Source organism: Deinococcus marmoris DSM 12784 (assembly GCF_000701405.1).
Classification (GTDB): Bacteria; Deinococcota; Deinococci; order Deinococcales; family Deinococcaceae; genus Deinococcus; species Deinococcus marmoris.
On sequence record NZ_JNIV01000156.1, the window covers coordinates 1 to 6,873 of the forward strand.

Here is a 6,873-nt window from a genome sequence, read left to right on the forward strand (position 1 = left end):
CCCCAGTGCCAGGCCGCCGGGGAAAACCCAGGCAAACTCCGGGCCGGAATTTGGCCTTGCGGTGTCAGAAGCACCGAGATGCGGTGCTTCTGTTTCTCGAACGGGACGACGTTCCCTTCGACAACAACCAGGCGGAACGGGATATTCGGATGTTCTGTATCAAGCGCAAAGTGTCAGGTGGGTTTCGGTCTCTGACTGGTGGAGCGGCGTTCTGCCGGATTCGCAGCTATATCTCCACACTTCGCAAGCAGGGCATACATGTCTGGCAGGGCCTCGTGAGTGTATTTCGCGGTGACATCCTCATGCCCGACTTCTCGCGCTGAGTAGTTACAAAAATTGATTGATAAACTTGTTGAGGATGGAACACCATTGGCATTCGAGTATAAGAATGCGAAACGCGCTTTCGAAGCGGAAAGCCAATTTATTAGAAATTCCAATAGATTCCCGCTTACTGCTCGTGGAGAAATAAATACATTTTCAATTTTTACTGAGCTTTCAATAAATTCGATTAACGAATCGGGAGTTCTGGGATTAGTTGTTCCTACTGGAATACTGACATACGAAAACCATAAAGATCTAGTATCAGTTATTATGGAAAATAATCGGCTTATAAGTGTAGTCGGTTTTGAAAATGAAGATTTTATATTCTCAGATGTAGCAAATGTTGTAAGATTCTGTCTTATAAGCATAGGTGGCATGAAGAGGAAAAATGACTTCACGGAAGCAATTTTCAATTTACGCGCGATACCAGAAAAGGGCAAGATCCCATTTTATAGAATAAATTATGAGCAAATAGAATTAATTAATCAAGAATCGAAAACATTTCCTACAATAAAAAGTCCTAAAGATCATGAAATAATCACAAATATTTATTCTAGGATTCCAATATTTATAAATATTGACTATATAGATAAAGGCTGGAACGGATCAGTCAATGTTATGTTTAATATGGCATCCAACTCTAATCTTTTCTCTGTGAATAGAAAAGAGGGATCTATTTCTTTATATGAGGCGAAATTCTTTCATATGTATGATCATCGTTATGGTAGCTATGGTTTTGAAGATTTAAAGGGCAAAGGAGGGCGAGGGCTTCCATATACACCTGCCGAAAAATATGCTGATCCTAATTTTGCCGTATTGCCACGCTATTGGATCGACAAATTTGAAGTAGACAAATATAAGCCGGACTATGATAAGAGCTGGTTCTTGGTATCGAGAAAGTTTGGACGCTCGGTGGATGAGAGAACATATATATCTACCATAATTCCTAAATCAGGTGTTGGAGATAATGCTCAAATAATAATACTTAGCGAAAGATACTCAGCAATTGCCTATAGCTATATCTTAGCCAATAGTAACACCTTCGTAGTTGATTATGTTATGAGGCAGAAACTTGGCGCTGCAACCATTAACTATTATATGATTAGGCAGCTCCCATTCATACCTAAATCGTTTTATAATACATCTTTGATTGAGTTCATTGCGCCGCGTGTGCTGGAGCTGACCTACATGGCGCATGACCTGTCGGGCTTCGCGGCAGACCTGGGGTACGCGGGCCAGCCGTTTACCTGGAACGATGAACGCCGTTTCTGGCTGCGGGCCGAACTGGACGCGCTGTATTTCATCCTGTACGGCATTGCTCGGGATGACGTGGCTTACATCATGGACACCTTTCCCATCGTGCGCCGCAAGGACGAAGCCGCGCACGGCGGCGTGTACCGCACCAAGGAAGCGATTCTTTCTGTGTTTGACGAACTGGAACGGCTGGGGCTGGAGCGGCTGGGGGAGTATGGGAGCCGGGTTGAAGGTGGGGAGGTGGCGGGTGGGTGGAGGCCGGAGGGATAAGAGAGGGCCAGCGGGGTAAGCCGAATGCACATTGTTATTCCATATATGGAATAGTATGTTGGTGGTGATGAATGGCAGAAGCTTGGAAGGTGCTTTACTACCGTGATCCAGATGGGACCGTCCCGGTCAGCCAATTTCTAGGCGAAGCGGATTTAACGGCGGGTGAGATCAAGCAGATCAGGACCCGTCTAGGCTACATCTCGCAATATGGCATCGCGATTTTGGGACAAAGAGCAGATGTACTAGAGACATTGGAGGGCAAAGATGCACAAGGAATCTACTCACTGCGTTGCCCCAATACTCCGAATAACCCTCGAATTTTGCTGTGTGCTGTTGTAGAACGCACTTTTGTTCTCCTCCACGGTTTCAAAGAACTCAACAGCAGTGATTATGCTGCTGCAATTCGAATAGCAAAAACTCGAAAACAAAAATTGGAAAAAGCTGAAGAAGTGAGACAAGCCAAAGCCAAATCTTCTCAGCCGGCAACTAAAAATAAAAAGGGGAAAAAACAATGACCAACCCTTACCTAAGTGATATTGACGTATTCGCTGAGCTTGATGCGCTGGCAGGCGACAGCCTTGAAACTCGAACGGTAGATGCACAGGAATGGCTGCGCCTCAAGCTCACCGAAGTCATGATTGGCGCACGCAAGCGGGCCGGATTGACTCAGACTGAACTTGCAAAACGTATGGGAATTGGGCAAGCTCGCATTAGTAAGCTAGAAAATGCCAATAATGACCGGACAGTGGACAGCGTGGCTGCATACTTGGCCGCCGTTGACGCTGAAATGCTGATGACTGTGCGGCAGGATGGTCAGATACAACATGTTACCCGTGACTGTTGGCCTATAGAACTGCCTTATAGACAAGATAAAGTTCGAATTTTCCACAAGAAGCAGGATTTTGAATGGAAAGGGCAGGTTGAAATAGAGATGTCGCCTAAAAATCTGGTTATGGAGGCAGCATGACCAAAGGCAGCACCAAAAAAGCGTCAACTCCTCCGCCCAATTTAGGGGAAGATTCACCCGCCCTTGATCCCTTGATCTACAATAATTTTATCGCGTCACTACAACTCAGTCGGATAGAACTCTCTGAACTACATGCAAAGGCTGTTCAACACAGCCTGGAAGAACTCACTCTCCAGGTTGGAAGTAAATTCTCTATCTCTTGCCCTAGGAAGGACGAAGAGAGCTTCACAGTAGAAGCCCAACTCGGATTAGATTTCCTCTCGGATACCGACGAAGATCTGGGCAGCCTAGTATGTATCTATCGTCTCGAATATGCATCAGATATTCCTTTGACAGATGAGATTTTCGCTCATTTTTCTCAAAGAAATGTTCCACTCAATGTCTGGCCTTTCATCCGCGAAATGGTTATGAATATCACGCAGCGATTCGGCTGGTCAGGTTTTGTACTCCCGCCTTATAAGGTGCCTTCTATGACTCCGGCACCTGCTCAAGCAGGGAGCAAACCAAGTACCCCGAAGAAAACCACGGCGAAGAAGGCAGCGTCAAAAAACTGATAATTAACATTAGGATCACACCTATTAGCGACAATATCTGTGTCCCGTTTGTTGATAAAAGTATTAGTAGTATGGGTTTTAAGGATAGATGTGGATCGCTTCACGTCTATATTTGCACTTGGGTAGACGAGACCAATACGGACCTATATTCTTATTAATAGGGCTAAATTAGAGCGGCTATAACCACTCCCAAACTGTCAAAAGAGAGACGATATCTAGCTATATCGTCTCCACCACAGTTTAGGCCGTCGCCGCAATGTTTTCACCTTCTATGGTTGGGCTAAGAGACACTTTATCGACCAGAAGATCTGTAAACCTGCGGACGTCTAACTCAGGAGTTGCATCTGCATAATCAGAAAAAATCTCTCCTGGCGCGAGAATCTCAGAGGAGCCGGCAGACTGGTCTGGCGAAGTTGGGTAGGCGTGATCGGTTCGGGAAAATGCTGAAAAGCGTGACGACAGCATTGAGACATGGGGCTTTTGAGATGTGGGGGAGCGGAGGAAGGCGAGAGAAGGGCAGAAACCGCCCCGCGCGAGCAGGTTCAGATTTATCGTCTGAGACGCTATCCCCGCGCTATGCAAGGTGCAACCCCTGAGTCTAAGCCTGAGCACCATGCTCACCGCCTGCCTCATTTTATCTGCGTCACTCTTGACGCCCCGATGCGCTCTACTGCGGAACATGACCAACCCACAGTCGCCTGATCCATTATTGCCCACCTTTCGACTTCAATCGGTGGGGATTGAGGCCACCGCACAGATCAGAGAGGGGAAGTTCGTGGTGCTGGCGGGGAGTGGGGCGCGGGCGGAGACGGTAGCGTCGTTTGAAGGACACAGTTACGCGCCGCAACGGGCCAAGTTGATTGAGGGCGGCCAGTTGATCCCTGCGGGGAACGGCAATCTGCAATACGCCGTCAACGTGCCTTTCTCCAAACCCAGCGGAGCTGCCGCCGTGACTTTGGGCCGCTCAGCGAACGGCCTGACCGAGTGGAAACTGGTGACAGAGAGCGGACAGCAGCAAACTTACGGCGAATGGCTGGGGACTACTCCCATATCCTTGCCGCCCGAACTGATCTCACCTGAATTAGAGGATTTCTCAGCCACCTGGAAGCCCCTTTTCCATGAGTTGGCTAGGCGACTGCTGGATTATCAGGAGCGCCAGCCCGAATTGATAGACATACTTCGTAGCGCGGGCATTCACATCCAGCATGACGAGGGCGAACAGCTATCTGTCATGGACCCCTTCTCGTTCTTTTCGCTGATCCTTAAACACCAGAGCGAGTCGCGGGTGGCCGAAATCCTGACCCGAATCAAGGCCAGGCTGAATCTGGCCGAGGATGTGCCTACTGATCTCTCTGGCGTGCCGTGGAGCAATCCCATGAACGCCTGGTACTTCGCATACCGCAGCAAACGGCGAGAAGAAGACCTGCCGACGTTATGGACACTGGCACAGCAGGCCGTGGCCGGGCGACTAGAGGCCGAAACCTTCGGACGGGCACTAGCGATTCGCAAGGTAGCCTTGCCCAAACTGACCACCGGGCTGTTCTGGCTCAATCCAGAGCAATTCCTGGCCTTGAACGGCGTTAATGTGCCGTACCTGGAACGCCAGAACGTCAGCGGCGCGGGTAAGGTGCAGACGCTGGCGGAGTACTGGGCAGTGTTAGATACAGCACGTGCCCTCACGCCTGATTTCGCCACCCTGTCTCATACCGCGTGGCTGGCTACGCAGACGGGAAAAAGTGTGGCTGCGCTTGACGGTGATGCCTTTCCCTTTGCCGCCTTTGTGCAGGAGGCCGGGCAGTACGTCACCGACACCCCCAAGGGCAACATGCTTCTAGATCGCCGCTACGGTCAGTTGCTGCTGTCTCTGATCAAGGACGAGGACTTTGCACACCTGAAGCCCGTACGCTCCCCCTACAGCGGCAAAACACAGTTGGCGGTCAAGTTAGGCCTGATGGGTGGAACCGGAACCGACGCGGGGCCGTTTGCACGGGCCATGCTCTTTGCCACGGAAAGCTACGCCGAGTTCATCACCTACCCGCCGGGCCTGACGCTGGAAACGGGAGTCCCCGATGTCCACCGGGACGAGCTTCGCGCTGCCCTTCAGAACGACGCGATGCGGGAGGAATTACTTAGCGCCTTGCTAGATATTCCAGACCTTCCAGGTCCACCACTGCTCAACCTCAACAGCGATTTTCCAGCGGTAGGCATGATCGGGCTGTCTGGTGACGGTCAGGCCGCGCGGCGGGCACTGGACACCTACCTGACCGCCGAGGGCAAAAGCTGCCGCATGCGGGTAGGCATCACGCTTGATCCCGACACATTGGAGGGCCAGGATTTTCTGGACGCACTGGAGGCTGCCCTAACTTATGTGGACGGCGTACTGGATGCCCTGGCCCGCGTAACCGAGGCTGCCGGGGCACGTAGGCAACAGCAGACACAGGAGGTCATGACCATCGAGATAGCGCCAGCACCTGCCTTCATGCTGCCAGTCGATTTCGTCCCGATTCCGGGCGTGTCATTCAACCAGATTCTTTACGGCCCGCCTGGAACGGGCAAGACCTACGCAGTGGTGAATGGAGCGCTGGCCGTGCTTGATCCCGCCTTTCTGACAGCGCAGGCCAGTAATCGGATCGCCCTGAAAACCCGCTACGATCAACTGGTGAGCGAGGGTCAGGTGTCCTTCGTAACCTTCCACCAGTCCTTCGGTTACGAGGACTTTATAGAGGGCATCAAACCCGTCATGAGTGGGGGCCAACTGTCGTACCGCTTGGAGGACGGTGTATTTCTGGAAGCTGTGCGCGCGGCGGGCGGCGTGCTGCCGCGTATGGATGAGGAGGAGACAGCTAAACTTGCTCCTACGCCCACACGCCCACCCGAAATCAATCCCGTTGGGCAGGTCTGGCGCATCTATATTGATGGCATTGTGCCGTTCAGCCAGGTTCGAGACAAGAGTCTAGCGCGTGGGGAGATTCGCGTGGGTAGTTGGCTCAAAAACAGCGTGAATCAGGACGGCATCAGCCTCCCCGCTTCCTTGGCTCCAAGAGATTTGAATAGTTTGCCAGAAGATCAAGTAAGCGTCCAGCAGCACGCTTTTAAAGACGGCATTCGCATAGGCGATCTGGTATTCCTCGCTTCAACCACCAACCGTATCAATGCAATAGGCGTGGTCACTGGCGAATACCATTTTGATCCGCACAGTGATGCGGTATTTACTTTAAATCTGACCTTACGCGCTACGATTTGAAGACTCCATGAAATCATCAGGATTTCTTGCTTCGCACTGCGGCGACGCAAACTGGGGAGGTGACTCGCCGGATGATGGAACTGTACAGCGATTTCTTGATCTCCTCGTTCGGTCAAACGAGTGCCACCATGCTCGCCCAGTTGCTGCTGGGGGAAGTCAGTCACGATCAGGTCACTCGTTTTTTGCGTCAGGAAGAGGCTTTTTCCCGTACGCTCTGGAAACTGGCAAAGCCGTTGGTCAGGCAGATCGAGCAGGAGGACGGA

General features: G+C 51.1%; 6 protein-coding genes and 2 pseudogenes. All 8 read left to right on the forward strand.

Annotated features, from left to right (window positions below; genetic code table 11):
- On the forward strand, positions 1-323 hold a 323-nt coding region (locus tag Q319_RS25050), incomplete at its 5' end, for an IS66 family transposase (RefSeq protein WP_029484541.1).
- A 13-nt stretch (positions 324-336) separates the two neighbouring features.
- Positions 337-1,845 carry a hypothetical protein gene (locus Q319_RS28885; protein ID WP_245619440.1) on the forward strand — a complete coding sequence of 503 codons (1,509 nt, stop codon included), beginning with the start codon at positions 337-339 and terminating at the stop codon, positions 1,843-1,845.
- Between the two features lie 71 nt (positions 1,846-1,916).
- Positions 1,917-2,360 (forward strand): hypothetical protein, encoded by a 444-nt coding sequence (locus Q319_RS27610; protein ID WP_156039538.1) that lies wholly within the window; start codon positions 1,917-1,919, stop codon positions 2,358-2,360.
- Positions 2,357-2,812 (forward strand): helix-turn-helix domain-containing protein, encoded by a 456-nt coding sequence (locus Q319_RS25920; RefSeq protein ID WP_051655674.1) that lies wholly within the window; start codon positions 2,357-2,359, stop codon positions 2,810-2,812. Before Q319_RS27610 ends, Q319_RS25920 begins: the two co-directional genes overlap by 4 nt.
- A complete protein-coding gene (locus tag Q319_RS27615) occupies positions 2,809-3,366 on the forward strand; it encodes a hypothetical protein (protein ID WP_156039539.1) in 558 nt (185 codons plus the stop codon). Before Q319_RS25920 ends, Q319_RS27615 begins: the two co-directional genes overlap by 4 nt.
- 222 nt (positions 3,367-3,588) lie before the next feature.
- A pseudogene (locus Q319_RS29220) lies at positions 3,589-3,681 on the forward strand (IS982 family transposase); the annotation flags it as partial.
- Positions 3,682-4,045: 364 nt separating this feature from the next.
- A complete protein-coding gene (locus Q319_RS0121920; RefSeq protein ID WP_162178695.1) occupies positions 4,046-6,610 on the forward strand; it encodes a DUF4357 domain-containing protein in 2,565 nt (854 codons plus the stop codon).
- A gap of 59 nt (positions 6,611-6,669) precedes the next feature.
- Positions 6,670-6,873: pseudogene (locus tag Q319_RS0121925) on the forward strand (IS701 family transposase); the annotation flags it as partial.

Coding starts and splice junctions, on each gene's coding strand:
- Q319_RS25920 (WP_051655674.1), top strand. CDS start 2,357: ATGACCAACCCTTACCTAAGTGATATTGACGTATTCGCTGAGCTTGAT.
- Q319_RS27615 (WP_156039539.1), top strand. CDS start 2,809: ATGACCAAAGGCAGCACCAAAAAAGCGTCAACTCCTCCGCCCAATTTA.
- Q319_RS27610 (WP_156039538.1), top strand. CDS start 1,917: ATGGCAGAAGCTTGGAAGGTGCTTTACTACCGTGATCCAGATGGGACC.
- Q319_RS0121920 (WP_162178695.1), top strand. CDS start 4,046: ATGACCAACCCACAGTCGCCTGATCCATTATTGCCCACCTTTCGACTT.